Origin of the sequence: Streptomyces sp. NPDC059247, from assembly GCF_042754005.1 — a bacterium.
GTDB lineage: Bacteria > Actinomycetota > Actinomycetes > Streptomycetales > Streptomycetaceae > Streptomyces.
Genome location: NZ_JBHYZW010000026.1, coordinates 20,807 through 47,757 on the forward strand (window position 1 = coordinate 20,807; position 26,951 = coordinate 47,757).

The following is a 26,951-nucleotide window of genomic DNA, read 5'->3' on the forward strand; positions in this document are numbered from 1 at the left end:
CATGAAGCTCACTGTCGTGGGGGGCGGTTCCACCTACACCCCCGAACTGATCGACGGATTCGCACGCCTGCGCGACACCCTGCCCATCACGGAACTCGTCCTCGTCGACCCGGCCGCCGACCGGCTCGACCTGGTCGGCGGCCTCGCCCGGCGCATCTTCGCCAAGCAGGACCACCCGGGGAAGATCGTCACCACCTCCGACCTGGACGCCGGGGTCGAGGGCGCCGACGCCGTCCTGCTCCAGCTGCGGATCGGCGGACAGGCCGCCCGGCTCCAGGACGAGACCTGGCCGCTGGAGTGCGGCTGCGTCGGCCAGGAGACCACCGGCGCCGGAGGCCTCGCCAAGGCGCTGCGCACGGTCCCCGTCGTCCTCGACATCGCGGAGCGGGTCCGGCGCACCAACCCCGACGCCTGGATCATCGACTTCACCAACCCCGTCGGCATCGTCACCCGCGCGCTGCTCCAGGCCGGGCACAAGGCCGTCGGCCTGTGCAACGTGGCCATCGGCTTCCAGCGCAAGTTCGCCGGGCTCCTCGGCGTGGCCCCCTCCGACGTGCACCTGGAGCACATCGGGCTCAACCACCTGACCTGGGAGCGCGCGGTGCGCCTGGGCGGGCCCGAGGGCGAGAACGTGCTGCCCCGGCTGCTCGCCGAGCACGGCGACACCGTCGCCGACGACCTGCGGCTGCCGCGCCAGGTCCTGGACCGGCTCGGCGTCGTCCCCTCGTACTACCTGCGCTACTTCTACGCGCACGACGAGGTCGTCCGGGAGCTCGGCACCAAGCCCTCGCGGGCGGCCGAGGTCGCCGCGATGGAGAAGGAACTCCTGGAGATGTACGGGGACCCGACGCTCGACGAGAAGCCCGCGCTGCTCGCCAAGCGCGGCGGCGCCTTCTACTCGGAGGCGGCCGTGGACCTCGCCGCCGCCCTGCTCGGCGGCGGCGGATCGCCGTACCAGGTGGTGAACACGTACAACAACGGCACCCTGCCGTTCCTGCCGGACGACGCCGTCATCGAGACGCAGGCGTCGGTCGGCGGCCACGGGGCCACCCCGCTGCCGGTCGCCCCGGTGGACCCGCTGTACGCGGGGCTCATGGCCCATGTCACCGCCTACGAGGACCTGGCGCTCGAAGCGGCGCTGCGCGGCGGCCGGGACCGGGTGTTCAAGGCCCTCCTCGGACACCCGCTGGTGGGCCAGTACGAGTACGCCGAGGGACTCACCGACCGGCTGATCGCGCACAACCGGGAGCACCTCGCGTGGGCGTGAACCTGAACGGCGCGCTCCTCGCGGTCGACGCGGGGAACAGCAAGACCGACGTCGCGGTCGTCGGACCGGGCGGCACCGTCCTCGGCTCGGCGCGCGGCGGCGGGTTCCAGCCGCCGGTGGTGGGGGTGTCGACGGCCGTCGACAGTCTGGCGGAGATCGTCGGGCGGGCCTGGGCACAGGCGGGCGGGGACGCCCTCCCGCCCACGTTCGCGCACGTCAGCGCATGTCTGGCCAATGCCGACCTGCCCGTGGAGGAGGTCGCGCTCCAGACCGAGATCCTCGGCCGGGGCTGGAGCCGGTCGGTGCGGGTGCACAACGACACCTTCGCGATACTGCGCGCCGGGCTCGACGAGCCGCGCGGTGTCGCCGTGGTCTGCGGCGCGGGCATCAACTGCGTCGGGATGACGCCCGACGGGCGGACCGCCCGCTTCCCCGCGATCGGGAAGATCTCCGGGGACTGGGGCGGCGGCAGCGGCATGGCCGAGGAGGCGCTGTGGTGCGCCGCGCGGGCCGAGGACGGGCGCGGCGAACCGTCCGCGCTGGCCGTCGCGCTGCCCGCGCACTTCGGTCTGGAGACGATGTACGCGCTGATCGAGGCGCTGCACCTGGGTCTGGTGCCGTTCGAGCGGCGGCACGAGCTGACCCCGGTGCTGTTCCGGGTGAGCGCGGAGGGCGATCCGGTGGCGCTGTCCCTGGTGCACCGGCTCGCCGAGGAGGTCGTGGCCATGTCGGCGGTCGCCCTCGGGCGGCTCGGACTGCTCGGCGAGGAGGCCCCGGTGATGCTGGGCGGCAGCGTCCTCGCCGCGCGGCACCCGCAGTTGGAGGACCGGATCCGTGAACTCCTCGCGGAGCGGGCGCCGAAGGCCGTCGTCGGTTTCGTGACGGCGCCGCCGGTGCTCGGCGCGGGGCTGCTCGCGCTGGACGAGTCGGGGGCGGGTCCGGAGTCGGCGGACCGGCTGCGGAAGCACTACGGGGCCTGAGCGGACCCGGCCCGCAGGGCGTCCCTTCCTGGTGGAGGGGCGCCCCGCGGTCGTGTCCGGGGTGGTTCCGGCCGCCGACGGGGCGGGCGCGTCGGGGCGGGCGCCGGGCGGGGCGGGGCCGTTCACGCGGGTGCGGTGGGGCCGTTCGCGCGGGTGCCCGGCGGCGGGCCGGGCGGGACCCCACCGGTACACGTTCACCTGTTCGAGTGACGGCGGACGCGGAACCGGTGCGGTCCCTTCGACGTATTCAAGGTGAGGGGGTTCGCCCGGGGCGGTGCCACGGATGTGCGGCACGGGTGTGCGGCACGGGTGTGCGGCACGATAAGAACAAGATCGAGTCAATCCCGGTGTGTGGAGGGCCCCCTGCGGCCATACTGCTGGCCGGGTGGTCGTCCACCGTGACCGGCCCGCACCGGACCCGGCCGGACGGCCGACGTCAGCGACCGAGGGGGAGGTCAAGTGACACACCCGCCGAACGCGCCCGCCGTCCCGGCGGCGCGGAGCACGGCGCCCGCGCGCCCGGCAGGCGTGCCCGCGCAGCCGTCGCCCGCTCCCGGCGGTCTCCCGGCCCCGGGGCGCGGCGCCTGGTCCACGGGCCGCGAGCGGCTCCGGGCCGTCACGACGACCGAGCCCGGCAGGCTCCAGATCCTCGGGGCCGTACTCGCGCTGCTCCTCGTCGCGTTCGGCGCGGTCACCGCCCTCCAGGTGGACGACCGGGCGTCCGCCGTGGACGACGTCGTCCACCGCAGCCGTCCGCTGTCCGCCGACGCCGCCTCGATCTACCGCTACCTCGCCGACGCCGACACCACCGCCGCCAGCGGCTTCCTCGCGGGCAGCCTCGAACCGAAGGAGTCCCGCGAGCAGTACGACCGGGACATAGCCGCCGCCGCCCGGCTCCTCGTGGAGGCGTCGGCGGGCGGCTCGGGTTCCGGCGAGTCGGCCGAGCAGATAGCCGTCCTGAACGAGCAGCTCCCCCGCTACACCGGTCTGATCGAGCGGGCCAGGGCCGCCAACCGGCAGGGCCTGCCGCTGGGCGGGGCCTATCTGCGGTACGCCAACCAGCAGATGACCACCACCCTGCTCCCGGCCGCCGAGCGGCTGTACGAGGCCGAGACGGAGCGGCTGCGGCAGGACGACTCCTCGGCCCGGGCCTGGCCCTGGGCGTCGATCGCCCTCGGTCTCGCCGTCCTCGCCGCCCTCGCCTGGGCCCAGCGCCGCACCTACGTCCACACCCACCGGGTGTTCAACCAGGGGCTGCTCGCGGCCACCGCCGCCACGGTGGTCGCCCTGCTCTGGCTGGTCGCCGCGCACTCCCTGGCCCGCGCCGATCTGAGCGAGGCGCGGACCCGGGGCCAGGAGTCCCTCCAGGCGCTCAACACGGCCCGGATCGGCTCGCTCACCGCCCGCGCCAACGAGAACCTGACGCTGGTCGCCCGGGGCGCGGTCCTCACCGAGGACCCCGACCCGGCGAAGCGGAAGGACAAGTACGAGACGGACTACGCGGCCAGCATGGACGCCCTGACCCGGGCGCTCGCCACGGCGGGCGAGCGGGCCGACGACAGCGAGGGCAGGGGCCCGGTCCAGGAGGCCGTCGCCCGCGTCGGCGAGTGGCAGCAGCGCCACAAGGACGCCCGCGCGCGGGACGAGGCCGGTGACTACGAGGCCGCCCTCGTCCGGATCATCGGACCGGAGGACTCCACCGAGCAGGCCTTCGACCAGGTCGACGCGGCCCTGGAGAAGGCCCTCGCGCACGAGGGGGACGAGTTCACCCGGGCCGCGTCGGCCGCCGGTGGAGCACTGGCCCTGCTGCCGTTCGGCGCGGCGCTCCTCGGCCTCCTGGGCGCGGCGGGCGCGGTGTCCGGCGTCAACCGCAGACTGTCGGAGTACCGGTGAGAGGGGGCGGGATGACGAACGGCGGGTACCCGCTGGCGCGGCGGACCGTGCGGCGCTTCCGGGGCTGGGGCGGGGTGGCCGCGATGGCCGTGGCCTGCGGGCTCACCGCCTCCCTGACGCTGCTGCCGCTGACGCGCGGCGGGGGCGGCGCGGCGGCGGAGGCGTACGGTCCGGGTCCGGGGATCGGCACCGGCGTCCAGGTCAGGGCCGAGACCTGTGAGCGCCCCGAGGCCTCGCTGACCCCGTCGTCGGCGGACGGCCCGGCGGTCGAGGCGATCAAGAAGCGCGGGAAGCTGGTCGTCGGCGTCGACCAGTCCAGCTACCGCTGGGGCTACCGGAACCCGGAGAAGGGCGTCCTGGAGGGCTTCGACATCGATCTGGCGCGGGCCGTCGCGGCGGACCTGCTCGGCGACCGGGACGCGGTCATCCTCCGCGCGATCCCCACCAACCAGCGGACCGAGCTGCTGAACAGCGGCACGATCGACCTGGTCGTGCGGACCATGACGATCAACTGCAAGCGGATCGGGGAGGTCGCCTTCTCCACCGCCTACTTCCAGGCGGGGCAGCAGGTCCTGGCGCCCAAGGCGGCCAGGGACATCACGGGGTACGACTCCTCGCTGCGCGGCAAGCGGGTCTGCACCGCCGAGGGCTCCACCGCCTACGACGCCCTCGTGGACAACTCCTTCGGCGCGGTCTTCAAGGACGAGGGCGACGGCACCGAGGACGACAAGGACCTGCTGACGGTCCCCAACCAACTGGACTGCCTGGCCCGGCTCCAGCTCGGCGAGGTCGACGCCGTCGTCACCGACAACGCCCTCGCGGCGGGCCAGGCGGCGCAGGACCCGGCGGTCGAGCTGAAGGGGAAGCCGTTCACGAAGGAGTACTACGGGGTGGCGGCCAAGCTGGGCAACGACGACCTCGTGCGCCGGGTCAACCAGGTGCTCGTGGGGTACCGGCAGGGCCCCTGGCAGAAGGCGTACAAGGACTGGCTGGAGAAGGACCTGCCCGGGATACCGGGCCCGCCCGCTCCGCTGTACAAGTAGCGCCGCGCCCCGGCAGTGCCCGGGGGCGGCGCCGTAGCGGCGGCCCGTACACGGAGAGGAAGAGGTGACCGATGGGTGTCACGGGACCCCCTGGGCCGGTGATGGACCGGGACGAGGCCGACCGTGCGCTGGCGCGCCTCGCCGCCGAGCACAAGGCGGTCGAGGACTCGCTCCTCGCGCTCCAGGACCACGCGGGCCGCAGACTGCTCGAAGGGGCGGAGCTGACCGGCACCACCCGGGACCGGTGGGCGGCGGCCGAGCGGGACATCACCCTGCTCTGGACCTGTTTCGACGTGTACACGGGTGCGCTGCGGGAGGCCCGTGGGGTACGGGCCAGGCGCCGCTGGCCCGGCCGGGACGAACTGGTGGAGCTGACCGAGCGGCTGCGCGGCGAGAGCGTGGTCGTGGCGGGCGGGGCGGGCGAGCGGGGGCTGCTGTCGGAGCGGTTCACCCTGGAGGGCCTGGTCCGCCGGATGAACGAGCTGTACGCGTCCTCGCTGGACGTGGTGGTCACCGCCGACGCGGTCTGGTCGGCGCTGCCCGCCCGGATCGACCTGCTCGCCGCCGAGCTGGGCCGGACGCGTTCGCTGGCGCATTCGGTGGGCGTGCGCCCGGGGGAGCATCCGGCCGGGGACGAGCTGGCGGCGATCACCGCCGAGCTGACCGCGCTGCGCTCCCAGGTGGTGACCGACCCGCTGGCGTTCTGGCGCCGGGCGGCGGGGAGTTCGGCGCCCGGCGGGGGCCGCCCCGACACCGCCCGGTACGACCGGGCGGCCCTGGCCCTGGAGGAGGTGCGGCGGGAGACGGAGGCGGTGCTCGCGGTCCGGCAGGACTCCGAGGACCGGCTGCTGCGGCTGCGGGACGTGCTGTCCCGGGCGGACCGGACGCTGGCGGAGGCGCGGGCCGCGCGCGGCGAGGTGCTGGCGAAGATCGCCGCCTCCGAGGTGCCGGTCGTCGGCGGGCCGCCGACCGTGCTCCAGGAGCGGCTGGCCGCCGCCGCCGAGTACCGCAGGCACGCCCGGTGGCACCGGCTCTCCCCGCTCCTGGACTCCCTGGAGCGGGAGGCGGAGGACGAACTGCTGCGGGCCCGGGAGTCGTTGACGTCGGTCACGGCACCGCTCGCGGTGCGGGCGGAGCTGCGGGGCAGACTGGACGCGTACCGGGCGAAGGTGGCACGACTGGGCGCGGCGGAGGACCCGCTGCTCACGGAGCGGTACGACGCGGCCCGCCGGATGCTGTGGAGCGCGCCCTGCGATCTGCGGGTCGCGGAACAGGCCGTGCTGCGCTATCAGCAGGCGGCGGCGGACGTACTGTCCGGCCCGAGGGACGCGGGAGGACGCGAGTGGTGAACGGGGAGACGGGCGTGGCGAGCTGTCAGCGTCCTTCGTGCGCGGGTTCGTACGAGGACATGGGGGGCGGTGAGCTGTACTGCGACACCTGCGGGCTCGCCCCGGTGGTCGCGCCCCCGGGGTCCCCGGCCGCCGAGGCGGGGCTCGTGGTCTCGGCGGCGACGGGTGTGGCCGTGCCCGGCGGGAGCGGGGGCCGGGGCGGGGCGCCGGGTTCCGGTTCTGGTTCCGGTTCCGCTTCCGGTTCTGGTTCTGGTTCTGGTTCCGCCGGGGCCGATCCGGCGTCCGCGCGGAGCGGTTCGCGGGCCTCGTCCCGGGCGTCGTCGCGTTCCTCGACCTCGCGCCGCTCGGTCTCCGGGCGGCTGTCCCGCTCCCTCTCCGGCGCCTCGACGGCGCCGTCGGTGTCGGTGCGCAGCTCGGGCGCGTCGACCGGGCAGTCGGCCCGCAACCGGCTGGGCGCGGGTCTGGTGGCGGTACCCGAGGTGCCGCGTCCCGACCCCCGGGGCGCGGTGATGGACCGTCCCGAGGTGCCCGAGCGGAAGCGTTTCTGCTCCCGTTCCGACTGCGGGGCCCCGGTGGGCCGTTCGCGGGGCGACCGGCCGGGCCGCACCGAGGGCTTCTGCACCAAGTGCGGGCACCCGTACTCCTTCGTGCCGAAGCTGCGCGGCGGGGACGTCGTCCACGGCCAGTACGAGGTCGCGGGCTGTCTGGCGCACGGCGGTCTCGGCTGGGTCTACCTCGCCGTCGACCGGGCCGTCTCCGACCGCTGGGTGGTGCTCAAGGGCCTGCTCGACACCGGCGACCAGGACGCGATGGCCGCCGCGATCTCCGAGCGCCGCTTCCTCGCCGAGATCGAGCACTCCAACATCGTCCGCATCTACAACTTCGTCGAGCACCTGGACCAGCGCACCGGCTCCCTCGACGGCTACATCGTCATGGAGTACGTCGGCGGCAAGTCGCTCAAGGAGATCGCCAACGAGCGGCGCGCCCCCGACGGGCGCCGCGACCCGCTGCCGGTCGAACAGGCCTGCGCGTACGGGATCGAGGCCCTGGAGGCGCTCGGGCACCTGCACAGCAGGCACCTGCTGTACTGCGACTTCAAGGTGGACAACGCCATCCAGACCGAGGACCAGCTGAAGCTCATCGACATGGGCGCGGTCCGGCGGATGGACGACGACGAGTCCGCGATCTACGGCACGGTCGGCTACCAGGCGCCCGAGGTGGCCGAGGTCGGTCCTTCGGTCGCCAGCGACCTGTACACGGTGGCCCGCACGCTCGCGGTGATGACCTTCGACTTCCAGGGCTACACGAACGTCTTCGTGGACTCGCTGCCCGAGCCGGAGCACATCGAGGTCCTGCGGACCTACGAGTCGTTCTACCGCTTCCTGGTCCGGGCCACCGACCCGGACCCGGCCCGCCGGTTCGGCTCCGCGCAGGAGATGGCGGAGCAGCTGACCGGGGTGCTGCGGGAGGTGGTGGCGCTCCAGTCGGGCCGCCCGCGCCCGGCGCTCTCGACGCTCTTCGGCACCGAGGTGCGGGTCACCGACACGAGCCTGTTCGCCGAGCTGACGCAGGACGTGTCGCTGCTGGGCGGGCGCAGGGCCCCGAAGCGGCGGTCCGGGCCGACCGGTCCGGCGCCCGTCGCCCTGCCCGCCGGGGCGGGGCTCGGCCCGCTGCTCGTGCCGCTCGACGCGCCAGCGACCGCGCTCGCGCTGCCCGTGCCGCACGTCGACGTCTCCGACCCGCACGCGGGTCTGCTCGCCGGGCTCGCCGCCGCCGCCCCGGCCGAGCTGCTCGCCGCGCTCGCGGCGGCGGCCACGCCCTCCGCCGAGCTGCGGCTGCGCACCCTGCGCGCCCAGTTGGAGCTGGGCGACCTGCCGTCGGCCGTACGGACCCTGGCGGCCCTGGAGGAACGGGCCCCGGACGACTGGCGGATCGTCTGGTACCGGGGAGTGACCTCCCTGGTGACCGGGGACCACGAGCACGCGGCGCTCGCCTTCGACGCGGTGTACGACGCCTTTCCCGGCGAGCCGTCTCCGAAGCTGGCCCTCGGGATCTGCGCCGAGGTCCTCGGCCAGCTGGACAACGCGGCCGAGTACTACCGCCTGGTGTGGGCCACCGACCAGGGTTTCGTCAGCGCGGCCTTCGGTCTCGCCCGGGTGCGGCTCGCGGCGGGCGACCGCGCCGGGGCCGTACGGACCCTGGAGTCCGTACCGGAGGCGTCGATCCACTACACGGCGGCCCGGGTGGCGGCCGTGCGGGCGCGGCTGCGGCGGCGTCCGGCGGCGGAGCCGCTCGGGCCCGATCTGACGGCCGCCGCCGCGCAGGTGTCGGCGCTGCGGGGCTTCGGTCTGGACGCGGTGCGCCGGGAGCGGTTGTCGGCCGAGGTCTTCGGAACGGCCCTCGACTGGGTACTCTCCGGGAGTCCCGGTGCGGAACCGGGCGGCGGCGCGCTGCTGCTCGGCAGTGAACTGGACGAGCGCGGACTGCGCTTCGGCCTCGAACGCTCCTACCGGGTGCTGGCCCGGCTCGCCCAGCGGGGCGAGGAGAGGATCGAACTGGTGGAGCGGGCCAACCGCTTCCGCCCCCGGACGTGGGTGTGAGGATGTCCCAGAACCCGAAGCCGTCGCACGGACTCACCGTGTGCCCGGAGTGCGCCGAACCCCTGGAGGCGGGCGACCGGTTCTGCGGGGCGTGCGGACACGACCTGACGGCCGTGTCCGGCGCCGGGGACGGCCCTGACCGGCCGACCGTGGCGATCGGCACCCCGGTGGAGTGGCCGGACGCCCCGGACCGGGAGCCCGGTGCGCTGTCCGGCGCCACCCAGCATCCGGGCGATCTGCCGGGCACCGACTCCGGCGGCCGGGAGCTGGCCGCCGGGCCGCCCCCGGCGGCGCCCGCCGGACGGACCGCCACCGGCGACGGGGACTTCACGCTGCCGGCCCCCGATCCGCGTACGGCGGTACGGGCCGATCCGGCGCCGTCCGCCACCTCCGCCGCCGCCGCCTCCGTGTGCGTGGCCTGCCGGGCGGGGCGGGTGGACACCGACGGCTACTGCGAGAACTGCGGGCACGCCCAGCCGCGCGAACGCGACCACATGGAGCGGGAGCTGGCCGGTGTCGCCGCCGTCAGCGACCGGGGGCTGCGCCACCACCGCAACGAGGACGCGTTCGCCGTCTCCGCGACTACCCTCCCGGACGGCTCCCCCGCGACCGTCGCGATCGTCTGCGACGGCGTGTCCTCGGCGACCCGTCCCGACGAGGCGTCCGCCGCCGCCGCCGAGGCCGCCGGTGCCTCGCTGCTCGCCGCGCTGCCCCGGGGCACCCACCCGCAGCAGGCGATGCACGAGGCGATCGTGGCCGCCGCCGCCGCCGTCGACTCCCTCGCGGAGGGGACGGGCCCGGCCGAGGCCGAGGCGCACCGCCACCGCAACGCCCCGGCCTGCACCATCGTGGGCTCCGTCGTCACGGGCGGACTGCTCGTGGTGGGCTGGGTCGGCGACAGCCGCGTCTACTGGGTGCCGGACGACCGGGCCGCCCCGCCCGCCCGGCTGACCGAGGACGACTCGTGGGCCGCCCAGATGGTCTCGTCGGGCCTGATGAACGAGGCGGAGGCGTACGCGGACGAGCGCGCCCACGCCATCACCGGCTGGCTGGGCGCGGACTCCTACGAACTGGAGCCGCACACGGCCGCGTTCAAGCCCGACCGGTCCGGTGTGGTCGTCGTCTGCACGGACGGACTGTGGAACTACGCCGAGGGCGCCGGGGACATGGCACGGATCGTCCCCGCCGACGCGGCGGACCGCCCGCTGCACGGCGCCCGGACGCTCGTCGGCCACGCCTTGGACGGCGGCGGCCACGACAACATCACGGTCGCGCTCGTGCCGTTCACCGTCGCCCCGGCCGGGGCATGATCCGCCTGAGCGGCCGCCGGTCCCCGTCCCCGAAACCGTTGTTGCCCGAGGAGCCGTAAGAGATGGCCAACTTCTCCAAGTCGACCGTGCCGCAGTTCTCGGTGGACGTCTACCAGAATGAGTTCCTGCCGGAGGGCGGCCGGGACGTCAGCGCGATCGTCACGGTCACCGCCACCGGGGGCGGCACCACCGGCCAGCGGCTGTACGGCCCGGCGGGCGCGGGCGCGGCCGGAGTCGTGGTCATGGTCGACTGCTCCGGCTCGATGGACTATCCCGACACCAAGATGCGGGGCGCCCGCGAGGCCACCGCCGCCGCGATCGACACCCTGCGCGACGGCACCTCGTTCGCGGTCGTCGCCGGGACGCACCGGGCGACGGAGGTCTACCCGGGGAACGGGCGCCTGGCCGTCGCCGACGCCCGCACCCGGGCCCAGGCCAAGGAGTCGCTGCGCGGGCTGACCGCGGGCGGCGGCACCGCGATCGGCACCTGGCTGCGGCTCGCGGACCGGCTGCTGTCCTCCGCCGACCTCACCATCCGGCACGGCATCCTGCTCACCGACGGACGCAACGAGCACGAGTCGCCGGAGGAGCTGACGGCCGCGCTCGACTCCTGCGCGGGCCGCTTCACCTGCGACGCGCGCGGGGTGGGCACCGACTGGAAGGTCGAGGAGGTCACCGGGATCGCCTCGGCGCTGCTCGGCACCGCCGACATCGTCGCCGACCCGGCCGCCCTCGCCGCCGACTTCACCTCGATGATGGAGCACGCGATGGGCAAGGGCGTCGCGGACGTCGCCCTGCGCCTGTGGACCCCGGTGGGGGTGGAGATCGCCTTCGTGAAGCAGGTCGCGCCCACCGTCGAGGACCTGACCGGGCGGCGTACGGAGGCGGGGCCGCGCGCCGGGGACTACCCGACGGGTTCCTGGGGCGACGAGTCCCGCGACTACCACGTGACCGTGCGGGTCCCCCGGGCCTCGGTCGGGCAGGAGATGCTGGCCGCCCGGGTCTCCCTGATCGCGCCCGACCCGCTGGACGGCGAGCTGCGCCCGCTGTCCCAGGGCCTGGTGCGCGCGGTGTGGACGGACGACCTGGCCATGTCCACGTCGATCAATCCGCAGGTCGCGCACTACACGGGGCAGGCCGAACTCGCGGACGCCATCCAGCAGGGCCTGGACGCGCGCAAATCGGGCGACCACGACGGAGCGACGGCGAAACTGGGCCGGGCCGTGCAGCTCGCGGCGGCCTCGGGCAACGCGGATACCGCGAAACTCCTTTCGAAGGTGGTCGACGTGGTCGATGCGGCGACCGGTACTGTGCGTTTGAAGGCGAAGGTCGCGGAAGCGGACGAGATGACACTCGAAACCCGCTCCACCAAGACCGTTCGCGTCAAGAGGTAGCCCGGCCAGCGGGCCGGACGACGAGAGGGGGAAGCACCGACATGCCGACCTGCCCGAACGGACACCAGTCGGTCTCCGACGACTGGTGCGAGGTCTGCGGCCATCGCATGGCCGGGGCGGGTGCGCCGACGGGTGCCGTACCGCCGCTTCCCCCGCCGCCGCCCGCCTACGGACACCCAGGACCCGGCGCGCCCGAGGGCCAGGGCGGCTACGGCTACCCCGGCTCCGACGGCCCCGGCGCCCCGGGCGGCTACGGCTACCCCGCTCCCGAGCGCCCCGCCGCCCCGGGCGGTTACGGCTACCCGGGCCCCGGCGGCCCGCCGCCCGCGCCGGGCGGCTTCGGCCCCGGCGACGGTCCGGGACCGGGCGGTCCCGGCCACGGCGGCTTCGGACCTGGCGACGGTCCCGGCCACGGTGGTTTCGGTGCTGGCGACGGCGGCTTCGGTCCTGGCGACGGCCCTGGTCACCGTGGCTTCGGGCCCGGTGACGGATCCGGCCACGGTGGCCCGCCGCCCGCGCCCGGCGGCTTCGGGCCCGGCATGGGAGGTCCCGGACCCGGCGGACCCGGCGGCTTCGGTGACGGCCCCGGCGGTCACGGCCCCGGCCCTGGCGGTTTCGGGCCCGGTGGTGACGCGAACGCGACCGCGCAGGCGGAGCTCTGCCCGCAGTGCCGCACCCCGCGCGAGCACATGGCGCCCTTCTGCGAGGAGTGCCGCTGGAACTTCCTCACCCACACGGCCACCTCGTACACCCCGCTGGCCCCGCAGAACGCGCAGCGCGGCGGGCCCGCGCCGCACGCCCCCGCGCCGCAGCCCCCGGCCCCGCACGCCCCCGCGCCCCCGCACTCCGCGCCCCCGCAGCAGCCCGGTCCGCCGCCCGGCCTGAGCCTGCCGCCGGGCTTCCAGTCGTCGCCGCCCCCGCAGCCGCAGCAGCAGGACCCGTTCGGCTACCACGGTTCGCGGCCCTCGCAGGTCAACCGGCCCGCCGAGCCCCTGGGCGCCGAGCCGACCCACCACCAGACGCCGCCGCGGCGGCCCCCGGCGCAGCAGCCGCCCGGTGCTCCCGGGCAGCAGCCCCCCGCGTACCTCCAGGGCCCGGCCGCGCCGCCCGGCGCACCCGTCCAGTCCCCGCCGCAGCCGCGCGGGGACGACGACTGGGTGCTGTCGCCGCCGTCGCACTCCGAGCCGCCGCAGCGCCACGAGCCGCCGCAGCCGCCCCCTCACCAGGGACCCCCGCAGCCTCCCGCGCACCAGGGGCCGCCGCAGCAGCAGCAGCAGTTCCAGCCACCCCGGCAGCCGGGGACCTGGACGGCGTATATCGGTCCCGACCGCGACTACTTCCTGGCGATGATGCAGCGCAGCGGCCCCGAGGCGACGGGCCTGAACCTGCCCGCGTACTCGCCCGCCAAGCAGCTGCCGCTCCAGGGCAACCAGATCTCCGTCGGGCGCCGCAGGCACTCCACCGGCGAGTCCCCCGACATCGACCTGTCGGTGCCGCCGGAGGACCCGGGCGTCTCGCACCAGCACGCGGTGCTCGTGCAGCAGCCGGACGGTTCGTGGGCGGTGGTGGACCAGAACTCCACCAACGGCACCACGGTCAACGGCGGCGAGGAGCCGATCCAGCCGTACGTCCCCGTCCAGCTCCAGGACGGCGACCGGGTGCACGTCGGCGCCTGGACGACGATCACGGTCCGGCTCGGCTGACGCCGTCCCCCGCCCGCCCCCGGGGGGCCCGGCGCGCGGTCCTCCGGGGCCGCCCGCCGGGCCTCCGGGGGCGGTCCTGGTTCCCCGGTCCTAGGACCGGTCGTCTGAGACGATGGAACGGTGAACGAGATTCCCGGGGAAACAGCGCAGGAGCAGACCTTCTACGAGCAGGTCGGCGGCGAGGAGACCTTCCGCCGCCTGGTCCACCGCTTCTACGAGGGCGTCGCGGAGGACCCGCTGCTGCGCCCGATGTACCCCGAGGAGGACCTCGGCCCCGCGGAGGAGCGGTTCGCGCTCTTCCTCATGCAGTACTGGGGCGGCCCCCGCACCTACAGCGACCACCGGGGACACCCCCGGCTGCGGATGCGGCACGCCCCGTTCGTGGTGGACCGGGCGGCCCACGACGCCTGGCTGCGGCACATGCGGACCGCCCTCGACGAGCTGGGGCTGGCGCCCGAGCACGAGAGCGAGCTGTGGCGCTATCTGACCTATGCGGCGGCCTCGATGGTCAACTCCGCGGGCTGATCACCTTTCTCCCTTTTTTGCTTTTCTCACCCCTTTACGCCCCCTTCCCCGATCACGGATGAACACATTCCGGAAACGGAACCCCGGATAACGGTCACGATCCCATCAAGGTCGGTCTGTAAGCGGTTTCCAGCCGCATGTGCATTCTGAAAGCATCCGAAGAGAAGTCTTCGGGAGCGTACGGAACGACCGACGTGCGCACCGTGATCAGGGTGGCCAGGGGGATGGGTGACGGGGTTCGTATTTCTGCGCGTCAGGGCGCACCGGCTGTTGCTGGCCGCGGCGCTCCTCGCCGTGCTCCTGACCACCTCGGTGCTCGCCACCCTCGCCTCCTTCTCCGGGGCGATCGGCGACGCGGCGCTCCAGGCGGGGCTGCGGGGCCGTTCCGCGGCGGCCGCCTCGCTGCTGGTCACCGCACAGGTGCCGGAGGCCAAGCGCGCCTCCGCCGAGACGGCCGTCCAGGAGGGGGCGCGGCGGACCTTCGACGGACTGCCGGTGACCGTCCGGCGTCTCGAACGCTCCGGACCGTACGCGCTGCCCCGCGGCCTCCAGCCGCCCGCCGCCCGCTCGGGTGACCCGGACCTCACCCACTTCGCCGCGCTCGACCGCTCGCGGCTCGCCCTCGTCAAGGGCGCCTGGCCGTCCGCCGCCCGCACCTCGGGCATCGTCGAGACGGCCCTGCCCGAGGAGGCGGCCCGCAGGCTGCGGGTCGGCCCCGGCACCGTCCTCGACCTCTCCGACCGGCTCGACGGCCCGGCGGTGAAGGCCCGGATCACCGGCGTCTACCGGCCCGTCGACACCCACGACCTGTACTGGCAGCTCGACCCGGCCGGCGGGCGCGGTGTCCGCACCGTCGCCTTCACGACGTACGGGCCGCTGCTCGTCGACCCCGCCGTCCTCACCGCCCGAGCGGTGAGCGCGGGCGACACCTCCTGGCTCGGCTCCGCCGACTACACCGGCCTCACCACCGACCGCATGGCCGCGCTGCGCACCGCCTCGGCCGAGGGCCCGAAGGAACTGGCCGGGGCCACCGGTCCGTTCGGTACGACGATCTCGGCGTCCACCGCGCTGCCGACCGTCCTGGACCAGACCCAGCGGGCCCTGCTCGTCTCCCGTTCGACGCTGCTGATCGTCGCCGTCCAGCTGGTGCTCCTCGCCGCGTACGCGCTGCTGCTCGTCGCCCGGCTGCTCAGCACCGAACGCTCCGGCGAGACCGCGCTGCTGCGGGCCCGGGGCGGTTCGCGGCGCCGGATCGCCGGGCTCGCCGCCGTCGAGGCACTGCTCCTCGCGCTGCCCGCCGCCGTCGCAGCGCCGCTGCTCTCCGGCCCGCTGACCCGGCTCTTCGCCGACCGGTCCGCGCTCTCCTCGCTCGGCGTCCGCCTCGACACGACGCCCTCGCTCACGGTGTGGCTGGTCGCCGCCACGGTGGCCCTGTGCTGCGCCGCCGCCGTCGTCGCGCCCGCGCTCGCCGCCGGGGACGGCTCCGCCGTCTCCCTGCGCAAGGCCCGCTCGGCGTCGCTGCCCGGACCGGTCCGGGCCGGTGCGGACCTCGGTCTGCTGGCCGTCGCCGGTGTCGCCTACTGGCAGCTCCAGCGCCCCGCCGCCACGGGCGGCACCCTCGGCGCCGACGCCACGGGCGGCGGCTCCGTCGACCCGGTGCTCGTCGCCGCGCCCGCCCTCGCCCTGCTCGCGGGCACCGTCCTGACCCTGCGTCTGCTGCCGCCCGCCGCCAGGCTGGCCGAGCGGCGCGCGGCGGGCGGGCGCGGGCTCTCCGCCGCCCTCGCGGGCTGGCAGTTCAGCCGCCGTCCGCTGCGCGGCGCGGGACCCGTCCTCCTCCTCGTCCTCGCCGTCGCGATGGGGATGCTGGCCATCGGGCAGAGCACCTCGTGGGAGCGTTCGCAGCGCGACCAGGCCGACTTCCGGGTCGGCGCCGATGTCCGCGTCCTCAGCGCCGGTCCCGGCGAGCCCACCCAGACCGAGCAGCTGGGCTCCGTGCCCGGGGTCCGCTCGGTCGCCCCCCTGCACCGCACCACCATGGACCTCTCGGGGAAGACCGCGACCGTCCTGGCCCTGGACACCCGCAACGCCGCCGACGGCCTGCTGCTGCGCGCCGACCTGGCCGACGTGCCCGCCCGCTCCCTGCTCGCCCCGCTCGCGCCCAAGGCGACGACGGCCCGTCCCGGACTCCCGCTGCCCGCGGGCACCCGGACGCTCACCGCCGACCTGCGGCTCGGCGAGTCCGTGGCGCCCGCCCAGGTCACCGCCGTCCTGGAGGACCCGAACGGCGTCCCCTACCGCCAGTCCCTCGGAACGCTGCCCGCCGACCGCAGGACCCACCGGCTGGCCCTCGACCTGGCGGCGCTGACCTCGGCCCCCGGCGAGGACGGGAACCGGGGCTCCACCGGCCTCCTCACCCTCGTCGGCCTGGAGTTCACCGGTACGGTCGAGCCGGGCGAGAAGGCGAGCCAGACCCTCCACGTCGAGCGGTTCGGCGTCGTCCGCGCCGACGGCGGCGAGCGGGTCCACGCCCCCGGGCAGGTCCTCGCCTCCTGGGCGCACACCTTCGAGCAGACCGAGAACGGCGACCCCCGCGACAACGTCCCCGCGTCCGGTGTCCCCGGCACCGCGACCGGCGCCCGCCCGGCCCCGTACGCCGTCACCTTCGCCCTCGCCGGAGCGTCCCCCGAGGACCCCTTCCGGCGCCGGGAGGACTACACGGTGCGGATGACCGCGCCCGGCCCGAAGGCACCCAGCCGGCTGACGGCCGTGGCCACGACGGCCTTCATGACGGCCGCCGGGGCCAAGCCCGGCCAGCCCGTCGAGGTCAACCTCGGTGGACGCCGGGTCAACGTGGTCGTCGGCCGGGTCGTCGACGAGCTGCCCACCACCGGCACGGGCGCCCGCGCGGCCTCCGCGGCCGGTACGGTCGGCGCCCCCGACGACGGCGGCACGATCCTCCTCGACCTGGCCTCGGTCAACCAGTACCTGTCCACCGACGAGGCCTCCACCGTCCCGGCGACCGAGTGGTGGCTGACCGTCGACCCCGGCCGCTCCGCCGACGTCGCCGCCGCCCTGCGCGCCCGCCCCAACGCGGACCCCGCCCAGGTCGTCGTCCGTGACGAGATCGCCGACGAACTCCTCGGCGACCCGCTGGGCGCGGGCCCCAACGCCGCCCTGATGGCGGTGGCCGCGGCGGCGGCGGCCCTCGCCGCCGTCGGCTTCGCGGTCGGCTCGGCCGGTGCGATGCGGGAGCGGTCCGCCGAGTTCGGCGTCCTGCGGGCGCTCGGCACACCGCAACGGCGCCTGGCCCGGCTGATCGCCGCCGAACAGGGCCTCCTCATCGGCATCGGCCTCCTCATCGGCGCCGGACTCGGCACCTTGCTGGCCCGTACGGTCGTCCCGCTGGTCGTCCTGACCGGCCAGGCGGCCCGGCCGGTGCCCCCGGTCCTGGTCGAACTGCCCCTCGGCCAGGTGGCCCTGCTGGTCGCCGGGGTGGCCTCGCTGCCGGTCGCCATCGTCGCGGGCATCGCCCTGCGCCGTACGGACCCGGTCGTGACCCTGCGCCACCAGGGGGCCAGCTGATGTCCCCCGCCACCGGGGAGAACCCGCACGAGAACACCGGGGAGGACCCGGAGACCACCGGGAGGGAGCCGGACGCCCCCGACCGGGCCGACCGGCCCTCGCCCGGGGCCCGCCCCGACACACCGGAGGAGCCCTCCCCCGACGTCCCGGCGGACTCCACCGGGAACACCCCGGACCCGTCCCCGGGCGCGTCCCCCGACGCCTCCCCGGACACGTCCCCGGGACCGGACCCGGAGACCACCGGGAAGAACCCCGGCGGCCGAGCCCCCGGCACCCCCGACCGGGGCGCCCAGGGGACCGCCCCGCGCCCGCCCGCCGGGCACGCCCCCGGCGGGTCCGCCGGGCCCCGCGCCCCGGGCGCACCCGCCGGAAAGACCCCGGGCTCGTCCCCCGGGACGGCCCCGAAGACCGTCGGGGACCGCCCGGACACCCCCTCCGTACGCAGGAAGGCCACCGACATGACCCGGCCCCGGTCGTCCCGGTCCGACAGACCCGCCCGCGCCGTGGCGCCCTGGGTGCGGACCCGGCTCCGGACCGCGCCCTGGGCCGCCGCCTCGCTGGCCCTCCTCGTCCTGGTCACCGCCTACCTCGCGGCTGCCCTGCCGCGTGCCATGGACGCGTACGAGACCGAGGGCCTGCGGCACGACATCAGCACCGCGCTCCCCCGCAACAGCGTCCTCGGCCTGACCGCCGAGGCACCCGGCCTCGAACTCGACCTCCCCGTCCGCGAGTCGCGGATCGCCCCCGGCGTCCTGGAGAAGCAGCAGGAGGAGGTCCGCGGGCTGCTGCCCGGCCTGCTGCGGACCGACCCCCGGCAGGCCTCCCACGGAGTCCGTACCGTCAAGCGCGTCGAGGGCATCGACCCCTGGCTGCCCCGGCCCGACGGCCTCCCTCCCCAGTTCCTGCTCTCCTCGCCGTCCGGCCTCGCCGACCACGCCACCCTCCGCGCGGGCCGCCTCCCCGAGGGCACGGCGCGCCGCCCGGAAGCGGTGGTGACCGCGAAGACCGCCGAGTCCCTGCGTCTGAAGCCCGGTTCCGTCGTCCACGTCCCCGGCCGGATCAGCGCCGAACCGATCGCCTTCACCGTCACCGGCATCGTCGAACCGCGCGACCCCGAGGCCGCCTACTGGTCCGTCGAACCGCTGCTGCGCACCCCCGCGCTCGCCCCGATCGTCGGCGACGAGGTCAAGTACTACTGGCAGGGGGCCCTGCTGGTCTCCCCCGCCTCGGCGCCCGCGCTGCTCTCCACCACCGGCGAGCCCGAGGTCTTCTTCCGCTACCTGCCCGTCGCCGACCACCTCACCGGCCGGGACGCCGAAGCGCTCACCGCCGCCCTCGACTCGGCGACCGGCGGCCCCGACCTGGTGAAGATGCGCGAGGTCGTCGGCCCCACCGGCGCGATGACCACCGAACTCGACGCGATCGTCGACTCCTACCGGTCGATGCGCGACGCCATCACCCCGGTCGTCGCCGTCGCCGTCTTCGGGATCGGCGCCGTCGCGGCGGTCGTCCTCGCCATGACCGGCGGGCTGTTCGTCGGCCGCAGGGACCACGAGCTGGGCCTGATCCGTTCCCGGGGCGCCTCGCTCACCGGCATCGGGGCCCGGCTCCTCGGCGAGACCTCGGCGGTCGCCGTACCGGCCGCGGCCCTCGCCCTCGGCCTGGCCGTGCTGACCGTACGGCCGCCCGCCGCGGGCCCCGGCGCGGGACCGGCCACCGGCTCCGAGGCCGTCCCGCTGCTGCCGTCCCTGCTCGCCGCCACCGCCGTCGCCCTGGTCGCGATGCTCGTCCTGCCGGTGCGGGCCATGGTCCGCCACCGCCACCCCCGGCTGCACGGCGGTCGCGACGACCTGCTGACCGCGCGCCCCTCGACCCGCCGCACCGTCCTCGAACTCACCCTGCTCGTCCTCGCCGTCGGCGCCGTCGCCTCCCTGCGGCTGCGCGGCACCGGGGAGTCCGGCGACCTCCTGGTGAGCGCCGCGCCGGTGCTCGTCGGTCTGATCGCCGCGATGCTCCTCGTCCGGGTCTATCCGCTGCCGCTGCGGTGGGCGGGCCGCCCGGCCCGGAGGCTGCGCGGCGCGGTCGGCCCGCTGGCCCTGGCCCGCGCCGGACGCTCCTCCTCCGCGGGTACGCTCCCGCTGCTCGCGCTGGTCCTCGCGCTGACCACGGCGGCCTTCGGCGGCTCGGTCCTCGCGGGCGTCGCCGACGCCCGCGACCGGGCCGCGCTCCTCGCGATCGGCGCCGACGCCCGGATCGACGGCTCCGTGGAGTGGACGCCGCTGCCCGCCGGACTCGTCGAGTCGGTCCGCGGCACCCGGGGCGTACGGGACGTGGCACCGCTCCAGATCGAGTACGGCGTGTCGCTGCCGTCCGCGCAGGACACCACCTCGGCGCCGATGAACGGGACCCTGGTGGGCGTCGAGCCCGGCTCGTACGCCCGGCTCGCGGCCAGGACCGGCTTCGGCGCGTTCCCCCCGGGGCTGCTCGCCTCGACCGGCAAGGGCGGCAAGGAGGTCGCGGCGGACACCGAGCGGGTGCTGCCCGCCATCGCCTCGCCGTCGATCGCCGAACGGCTCGGGAACACGCCGCAGGAGATCGTGACGGCCGCCGGGGTGTTCCGGGTGAAGGTGGTCGCCGTCCGGGCCACCACCCCGGCCCTGTCCGCCGCCGACTTCCTCGTCGTCAACGCCGCCGACCTCACCCACCGGACGAACACCGCGCTGCTCGTCACCGGCTCCCAGGACGGGAGCGCGCTGCGCGCCGCCGTGAAGGCGAAGTCCACCGCGCTCCTGGTGTCGACGCGCACCGAGCAACGCTCCACCTACGTCGACTCGCCGCTCCAGTCGGGCGCCGAGCGGATGTACCTCGGCGCGATCGGCGCGGGCGCCGGATTCGCCGTGGTGGCCGTCCTGCTGTCGCTGATGCAGAACGCGCCGGAGCGGACCACGCTCCTCGCCCGGCTGCGGACGATGGGCCTGACCCGGAAGCAGGGACGGCGGCTGCTCGGCCTCGAAGCGCTGCCGCAGGCGGTTCTCGCGGCGGTCGGCGGTGTGCTGGTCGGCTGGGCGACGGTGCCGCTGCTCGCCCCCGGCATCGACCTGTTCCGGCTGGCGCTCGCGACGACCCCGGGCTTCGCCCCGCTGGACGCCGCCCCCTTGCGGGCGGACCCGTGGTCGCTGGTGGTGCCCGCCGTCGCGGTCGTGCTGATCACGGCCGCCGCGGCGGCCGGACAGGCCTGGTGGGCGGGACGCAGGGGCTCGATCAAGGAACTCAGGGCAGGAGACGCACGATGACGAAGACCGAGACGCCGAGCCGGGAGGCCGGCGGGACGGCGTCCGCCGCGGACACCACCACCCTGGAGGAGCTGGAGCGGCGGGCGACCGCGCACCGCGACCGCCTCTCGTACGGTCATGACGCGCTCATCGCCTGCGACCGGCTGGTCCGGATCTTCACCACCGACGGGGTGGAGGTGCAGGCGCTCCAGGGGCTCGACCTCCTGGTGAAGGAGGGCGAGCTGATGGCCCTGGTCGGCGCGTCCGGTTCGGGCAAGTCGACGCTGATGAACATCCTCGCGGGCCTGGACGTGCCCACCGCGGGCGCGGCCCGGGTGGCGGGCTGCGACCTGCTGGCCATGGACGGCAAGGCGCGGCTGCGGTACCGCCGCGAGGTCGTCGGCTTCGTCTGGCAGCAGACCGCCCGCAACCTCCTGCCCTATCTGACGGCCGCTCAGAACGTGGCGCTGCCGATGCAGTTGCGGGGCCGTACCCCGCAGAAGGCGGAGCGGGCGGAGGAGTTGCTCGCGATGCTGGGCATCGCGGAGATCCGCGACCGTCGGCCGCACCAGCTCTCCGGCGGCCAGCAGCAGCGGGTGGCCATCGCGGTCGCCCTCGCCAACAACCCGTCCGTGCTCCTCGCGGACGAGCCGACCGGCGAGCTGGACTCGGCCACCGGCGAGCAGGTCTTCGCCGCCTTCCGCCGGGCCAACGAGGAACTGGGCACGACGATCGTGATCGTCACCCATGACCAGGCGGTCGCCACCGAGGTGCGCCGCACGGTCGCCATCCGCGACGGCCGCACCTCCTCCGAGGTGCTGCGCCGCACGGAGGTGGACGAGCAGGGCCAGGAGTCCCTGGTGGCACGGGAGTACGCGATGCTGGACCGCGCGGGCCGCCTCCAGCTCCCGGCGGACTACACCCAGGCCCTCGGCATGGAGCACCGGGTGGCGCTCGAACTGGAGCAGGACCACATCGGGGTGTGGCCGGACGACACGGACCGCTGACCCCCGCCCGGGGGGGGGAGCCGGTGGCTCTTCCCCGGCGGGGTCGCCGCCGACCGGGGGCCGCACGGGGGGCCGGTGCGCTCGGGGCCGTACCGGCGGGGGCGTGTCGGGCTCCGCCACGGTCCGGGCGGCGGGGTCCGCGCCCGGTTCCGTGCCGGTTCCCGGCGTCCGGGTCCGCGTCCGCGCCCGATCCCCCGTCGGCCCCGCCTGTCCCGCCGGTCCCGGCGGCCGTCTTCATGGGCGTCCCGGGGTCCGTGGCGGCCCCGTCCCCGTCAGCCGGAGAGGACGGGTGTGACGGTCAGGCCGGTGGGCACGGTACGGAGGGCGATCGAGCCGTACGGGGTCCGCAGTCGCAGCCACGGGCCCGAGGCGAACAGCGCGACCGCCTCCCCCGTTCCGGCGGGCGGCAGGAACCCCAGCGACTGGGCCGCGTGCACGGCCCGCAGCGGCAGGCCCGTGGAGGCCAGGGTGCGGGACCAGATCCCGCGGCCGATGAGGTCGCGCTCGGCCCGGGTGCGCCGCTCCTCGGGCAGTTCCCCGTCCCGCGCACGGAACTCGGCGACGGCGGCGGCGACGGCGCCGCGCATCTCGGCGGTGCCGGGCAGTCCGGCGACCGGCCGCCATCCGGCGCGCGGCGGGAGCACCCCGGTCCAGGGCGGTCCGGTGACGGCGTCCGGTACGGCCGCCTTGCCCGCCGACTCGTCGATGCCGTCGAGGAGTTCACCGGCGGAGACGGTGACGTCCAGATCGACGGCGTCGGCGAGACGGGCCGTACGGACCGCGAGGACCTCGAACGACGAGGGGCGTCCGAAGACGGCGAGCGCCCCGCCGCCCGCCTGGAGACGGACGGCGGCGGCCCGGTCGTAGTGGACGAGCCGGGTCAGGAAGGCGGCGAGGGCCGCCGCCTCCCTGGCGTCGTCGAAGTGGAGCGGGGCGAGCACGGTCATGCGGTGGACGTCATCCCGTCGTCGACGTACTCCTGGAGGAAGCTCCGCTCCTCGGCGGTGATCCGCCGGGGGCGCTGCGCCTCCAGGTCGAAGGGCACGACGACCGTCGAGGCCCGTACGTAGGTGACGTCCGGGTCCTTGATCTCGTACGCGATCGTCAGCGACGCCGCGCCGATCTTCGTCACCCACGACTCGACGGTCACCGGCTGGTGGCGGTGGACCAGCGGTCGCAGGTAGTCGATCTCGTGCCGGGCCACGACGGACCCGCCGGAGAACGACGGGGAGCCGTCCCCCGGCGCCAGCCGGAACATGAAGTCGATCCGCGCCTCTTCCAGGTACCGCAGGAAGACGACGTTGTTGACGTGCCCGAAGGCGTCCATGTCCGACCAGCGCAGGGGGCAGCTGTAGAGGTGTCTGGCCACTGACCTCAGCCTCGGGTGAGCTTCTTGTACGTGGCGCGGTGCGGGCGGGCGGCGTCCGCGCCCAGACGCTCGACCTTGTTCTTCTCGTACGACTCGAAGTTGCCCTCGAACCAGTACCACTTGGACTCGCCCTCGTAGGCGAGGATGTGGGTGGCCACCCGGTCCAGGAACCACCGGTCGTGGGAGATCACGACCGCGGCGCCGGGGAACTCCAGGAGGGCGTTCTCCAGCGACGACAGGGTCTCGACGTCGAGGTCGTTGGTGGGCTCGTCGAGGAGCAGCAGGTTGCCGCCCTCCTTGAGGGTGAGCGCCAGGTTGAGGCGGTTGCGCTCACCGCCGGACAGCACGCCCGCGGGCTTCTGCTGGTCCGGGCCCTTGAAGCCGAAGGCGCTGACGTACGCGCGGGACGGCATCTCGACCTGGCCGACGTTGATGTAGTCCAGCTCGTCGGAGACGACGGCCCACAGCGTCTTCTTGGGGTCGATGTTGGCGCGGCTCTGGTCGACGTACGAGATCTTGACCGTGTCGCCGACCTTGATGGAGCCCGAGTCGGGGGTCTCCAGGCCCTGGATCATCTTGAAGAGCGTGGTCTTGCCCGCGCCGTTCGGGCCGATCACGCCGACGATGCCGTTACGGGGCAGGGTGAAGCTGAGGTCGTCGATGAGGACCTTGTCGCCGAAGGCCTTGGAGAGGTTCTCGACCTCGACGACGATGGAGCCCAGACGCGGGCCCGGCGGGATCTGGATCTCCTCGAAGTCCAGCTTCCGCATCTTGTCGGCCTCGGCCGCCATCTCCTCGTAGCGGGCGAGACGGGCCTTGGACTTGGTCTGACGCCCCTTGGCGTTGGACCGCACCCACTCCAGCTCTTCCTTGAGGCGCTTGGCGCGCTTCTCGTCCTTCTTGCCCTCGACCTTGAGGCGGGTGGCCTTCTTCTCCAGGTACGTGGAGTAGTTGCCCTCGTAGGGGATCGCGCGACCGCGGTCGAGCTCCAGGATCCACTCGGCGACGTTGTTCAGGAAGTACCGGTCGTGGGTGACGGCCACCACGGCGCCCGCGTACTTCGAGAGGTGCTGCTCCAGCCAGTTCACCGACTCGGCGTCGAGGTGGTTGGTGGGCTCGTCGAGGAGGAGCAGGTCCGGGGCCTCGATGAGCAGCTTGCAGAGCGCGACGCGGCGCTTCTCGCCACCGGAGAGGTTGGTGACGGCCCAGTCGCCGGGCGGGCAGCCCAGCGCGTCCATGGCCTGCTCCAGCTGGGCGTCGAGGTCCCAGGCGTTGGAGTGGTCCAGGTCTTCCTGGAGCTTGCCCATCTCCTCCATGAGCGCGTCCGAGTAGTCGGTCGCCATCAGCTCGGCGACCTCGTTGAAGCGCTTGAGCTTGCCCATCTGCTCGGCGGCGCCGTCCTGCACGTTCTCCAGGACGGTCTTCGACTCGTCGAGCTCCGGCTCCTGCATGAGAATGCCGACGCTGTAACCGGGCGAGAGGAACGCGTCACCGTTGGACGGCTGCTCGATCCCGGCCATGATCTTCAGAACGGTGGACTTGCCGGCGCCGTTCGGGCCCACCACACCGATCTTGGCGCCGGGCAGGAAGTTCAGGAAGACGTCGTCGAGAATCACCTTGTCGCCGTGCGCTTTACGCGCCTTGCGCATGGTGTAGATGAACTCAGCCAAGAGAAACCGTCCGGCAAAGAGTGAGTGGGCAGATACACCCCATCTTGCCTGACCGCCACCCCCGGGAGGAAACCGGCGAGGGCGGGAGGGCAGGTCCTCGCGGGCCCGCGCGGGGGCGCGGTGGGGGCGTACCGGGCCGCGGGCGGGGGGCGTACCGGGCGGTAAGGGGGCGGGACCGGCACCCGGGGTCGTCGCGATACGGCTCCGGACGTGCGACGACCCCGGCCGCTGGTGCGGTCCGGGGTCGGGCGGGGTCACGTGGTGGCTCCGGTGTGACGCGGATCACCTCACGGGGTGCGGTTCCCCGGCACCGGCGCGGGGCCGGTGCCGGGGATCGCGGCTCAGTGAGCTGCGGCCTTCTTCTTGCGGAGGACGAACACCGCGCCGCCGCCGATCACGACGAGCGCGGCGGCGATGCCCGCGATCATCGGGGTGGCGCTGGAGCCGCCGGTCTCGGCGAGGTCGCCGCCACCGGTGGTGGAGCCACCGGCGGTGCCGCCCGTGGTGCCGGTCGAACCGGTGGTGCCGCCCGTGGTGTCACCGGTCGTGGTGCCCGGGGTCGACGGGGACGGGGCCGGGGTCGAGGGCTCCGTGCTGGGGGTCTCGGAGGGCTTCGGGCCGGGAGGGGCCGTCTCGCAGTCCAGGACGCCCTCGAAGGTCTCCTCGAAGCCGTTCGGGCCCGTGATGGTGAACTTGTACGCCTCGTCCTCGGCGAGCGGGACCGCGATGGTCTTCGTCTCACCCGGGGCGACCGTGTGCGAGGTGCCCTTCAGGTCGAAGGTCCAGGCGTCGTCGCCCTTGTTCGAGGCGATGACCTCCAGGCCGCCCTTGGCGCAGTCCTTGGCGACCGTGACGGCCGGGGCCGCACCCTTCTTCGCCCAGGCTGCGGACGCCTTGGCGGTGACGGTGGAGTCGCTGGAACCGGCCAGGATCAGGGTCTGCGAGGGGCCGTCGATGGAGACGAAGGCGCGGCCCAGGGAGACCTTGGTGGTGGCGGAGGCGCTCAGCTCGGCGGTGCCGTCGGCGGTGCCGGCCGCGACGTCGAAGAAGAGCTCGGCGCCGTTCTTGGCCTCGGTGACCGCGTTGCCCTGGGCGTCCACGATCTTCACCCCGGCGGGGGTGCCGGGCGCGGGCGTGATCTTGGCGGTCTCCGCGTTGGTGCTGACGGTGATCGGGCCGAGCCGGTCACCGGCCTTGCCCGCCACGGAGGAGGGAGAGAGGGAGAGGGAGGCCTTCGGCTCCTCGAGCTTGACCGCCTCCTTGAGGAGGTACTCGGTCAGCTTCTCGGCGTCCCCGCTGCGCGGGACCGCCTTGACGTCGTCCGAGAAGGTCCAGATCGCGGCCTGGGTGCCCGCGGCGGCCTCGTTCTTCGAGAGGTCGACGCCGAGCTTCGCGCCGAGGACCTCGGCGGAGAACTTCGGGTACGCGTTCTCCAGGACCCAGAGGATCTTGCCCGCGTTCTCGTTGTTGTGCAGGGAGGACTCGCCCCAGCCGACTTCCTTGTAGTCGAAGTCGTGCTTGGCCTCCGTACGGAGGTCGATGCAGTAGGTCTGGAGGGTGCCCCCACCCTCCACCTGCATCTTGAAGAGGCCGCCCGGGACGGACCAGTCCGTACCGTCCTTCTCGAAGATCTTGACCGAGTCACGGTCGGTCATGCCGCCGAGCTTCGCCTTCACACCACCGGTACCGGCGGCGTCGTCGGCGAACGCCGGACCGGCGGTCGCTATCGCTCCGACCACGACAAGGCTGGACACCAGCGTCGCGGCGGCAAGGCGGGCAACGCCGCGCCCACGAACAGAAAACATTGCATTCCCCTCCGGGCGCGCGACTCCGCGAACATGATTCGTTTCGCGTGGGGGGAGCGCACGCCAGCAGATCACTGACCCGATGGGCTCACGTGCCACATGAGTACTCGGGAATCCTAGGGATGCGGAACCCCCCGGTGCCCGGCCATACGGTCAGATAACCATTCCGACTCGGAATCGTT

Annotated in this window: 17 protein-coding genes; 13 read left to right on the forward strand and 4 right to left on the reverse strand. The window is 74.7% G+C overall.

Annotated features, from left to right (window positions below; genetic code table 11):
* Nucleotide 1: 1 nt before the first annotated feature.
* The 13 genes from ACFXGN_RS29495 (at nt 2) to ACFXGN_RS29555 (ending at nt 21,925) form a co-directional block, all read left to right on the forward strand.
* Nucleotides 2-1,267 (forward strand): 6-phospho-beta-glucosidase, encoded by a 1,266-nt coding sequence (locus ACFXGN_RS29495; protein ID WP_384864963.1) that lies wholly within the window; start codon nt 2-4, stop codon nt 1,265-1,267.
* A complete protein-coding gene (locus ACFXGN_RS29500; protein WP_384865025.1) occupies nt 1,264-2,247 on the forward strand; it encodes an N-acetylglucosamine kinase in 984 nt (327 codons plus the stop codon). The genes ACFXGN_RS29495 and ACFXGN_RS29500 overlap by 4 nt, the downstream gene beginning before the upstream one ends.
* A 459-nt stretch (nt 2,248-2,706) precedes the next feature.
* Nucleotides 2,707-4,140: a hypothetical protein gene (locus ACFXGN_RS29505; RefSeq protein ID WP_384864965.1), complete on the forward strand. Its 1,434-nt coding sequence runs from the start codon at nt 2,707-2,709 to the stop codon at nt 4,138-4,140.
* Between the two features lie 11 nt (nt 4,141-4,151).
* Nucleotides 4,152-5,183 carry a glutamate ABC transporter substrate-binding protein gene (locus ACFXGN_RS29510; RefSeq protein ID WP_384864967.1) on the forward strand — a complete coding sequence of 344 codons (1,032 nt, stop codon included), beginning with the start codon at nt 4,152-4,154 and terminating at the stop codon, nt 5,181-5,183.
* 71 nt (nt 5,184-5,254) lie between these two features.
* Entirely contained in the window at nt 5,255-6,532 is a 1,278-nt protein-coding gene (locus ACFXGN_RS29515; RefSeq protein WP_384864969.1) for a hypothetical protein, read from the forward strand.
* Between the two features lie 59 nt (nt 6,533-6,591).
* Entirely contained in the window at nt 6,592-9,132 is a 2,541-nt protein-coding gene (locus tag ACFXGN_RS29520) for a tetratricopeptide repeat protein (protein ID WP_384865027.1), read from the forward strand.
* Nucleotides 9,133-9,134: 2 nt separating this feature from the next.
* The gene (locus ACFXGN_RS29525; RefSeq protein WP_384864971.1) at nt 9,135-10,442 is read left to right on the forward strand and encodes a PP2C family serine/threonine-protein phosphatase; all 1,308 of its coding nucleotides are present in this window, start codon (nt 9,135-9,137) and stop codon (nt 10,440-10,442) included.
* A gap of 62 nt (nt 10,443-10,504) precedes the next feature.
* Nucleotides 10,505-11,836 (forward strand): VWA domain-containing protein, encoded by a 1,332-nt coding sequence (locus tag ACFXGN_RS29530; RefSeq protein ID WP_384864972.1) that lies wholly within the window; start codon nt 10,505-10,507, stop codon nt 11,834-11,836.
* Nucleotides 11,837-11,877: 41 nt separating this feature from the next.
* Nucleotides 11,878-13,539: an FHA domain-containing protein gene (locus tag ACFXGN_RS29535; protein ID WP_384864974.1), complete on the forward strand. Its 1,662-nt coding sequence runs from the start codon at nt 11,878-11,880 to the stop codon at nt 13,537-13,539.
* Nucleotides 13,540-13,659: 120 nt separating this feature from the next.
* On the forward strand, nt 13,660-14,064 hold the full coding sequence (locus ACFXGN_RS29540; protein ID WP_384864976.1) for a globin: 405 nt from the start codon (nt 13,660-13,662) through the stop codon (nt 14,062-14,064).
* A 228-nt stretch (nt 14,065-14,292) separates the two neighbouring features.
* A complete protein-coding gene (locus tag ACFXGN_RS29545) occupies nt 14,293-17,646 on the forward strand; it encodes an FtsX-like permease family protein (protein ID WP_384864977.1) in 3,354 nt (1,117 codons plus the stop codon).
* 458 nt (nt 17,647-18,104) lie between these two features.
* On the forward strand, nt 18,105-20,939 hold the full coding sequence (locus ACFXGN_RS29550; protein ID WP_384865029.1) for an FtsX-like permease family protein: 2,835 nt from the start codon (nt 18,105-18,107) through the stop codon (nt 20,937-20,939).
* Nucleotides 20,936-21,925, forward strand: coding sequence for an ABC transporter ATP-binding protein (locus tag ACFXGN_RS29555; RefSeq protein WP_384864979.1), 990 nt, complete (start codon nt 20,936-20,938; stop codon nt 21,923-21,925). Before ACFXGN_RS29550 ends, ACFXGN_RS29555 begins: the two co-directional genes overlap by 4 nt.
* Nucleotides 21,926-22,197: 272 nt before the next feature.
* Here ACFXGN_RS29555 and ACFXGN_RS29560 read toward each other — a convergent pair whose 3' ends face one another.
* The 4 genes from ACFXGN_RS29560 to ACFXGN_RS29575 all read right to left on the reverse strand — a co-directional run bounded on the left by ACFXGN_RS29560 (nt 22,198) and on the right by ACFXGN_RS29575 (nt 26,769).
* A complete protein-coding gene (locus tag ACFXGN_RS29560; RefSeq protein WP_384864981.1) occupies nt 22,198-22,872 on the reverse strand; it encodes a hypothetical protein in 675 nt (224 codons plus the stop codon).
* Nucleotides 22,869-23,294 (reverse strand): thioesterase family protein, encoded by a 426-nt coding sequence (locus ACFXGN_RS29565; RefSeq protein ID WP_366440627.1) that lies wholly within the window; start codon nt 23,292-23,294, stop codon nt 22,869-22,871. The genes ACFXGN_RS29560 and ACFXGN_RS29565 overlap by 4 nt, the downstream gene beginning before the upstream one ends.
* Nucleotides 23,295-23,299: 5 nt before the next feature.
* The gene (gene ettA / locus ACFXGN_RS29570) at nt 23,300-24,964 is read right to left on the reverse strand and encodes an energy-dependent translational throttle protein EttA (protein ID WP_384864983.1); all 1,665 of its coding nucleotides are present in this window, start codon (nt 24,962-24,964) and stop codon (nt 23,300-23,302) included.
* Between the two features lie 341 nt (nt 24,965-25,305).
* Nucleotides 25,306-26,769: an LAETG motif-containing sortase-dependent surface protein gene (locus ACFXGN_RS29575; RefSeq protein WP_384864985.1), complete on the reverse strand. Its 1,464-nt coding sequence runs from the start codon at nt 26,767-26,769 to the stop codon at nt 25,306-25,308.
* Nucleotides 26,770-26,951 lie beyond the last annotated feature (182 nt).